Raw genomic sequence first — 261 nt, forward strand, 5'->3', positions numbered from 1 at the left:
CTCCCGTCTCCCAAATCAAGGTCCACATCATCAAATACCACATCATCCATCCCAATAAACCAAACACTCCCACCCCCCTCAATACCACTTTCCCCTTCCTCCTTTCACCTATACCTCCTTTTTCACCCTCCTCTACATATTCATTTTCAATCCTCCCTATCTTCTTTTTCCTCATCACACTCATTCCCCCCACTCCTCCTTACATTTATTTTACCCCCTGTTTAAAACTCCCTATTTTTTTAACTTCTTTATCCATTTTAT

1 protein-coding gene is annotated in these 261 nt (G+C 41.4%); it reads right to left on the reverse strand.

All coding sequences use genetic code 11. The features are described from left to right. Positions 1 to 184: hypothetical protein (locus tag FS736_RS23790; RefSeq protein WP_144481557.1), on the reverse strand; the 184-nt coding region annotated here is incomplete at its 3' end. Positions 185 to 261: the final 77 nt, after the last annotated feature.

Origin of the sequence: Cytobacillus oceanisediminis 2691, from assembly GCF_007678455.1 — a bacterium.
Taxonomy (GTDB): Bacteria; Bacillota; Bacilli; order Bacillales; family Cytobacillaceae; genus Mesobacillus; species Mesobacillus oceanisediminis_A.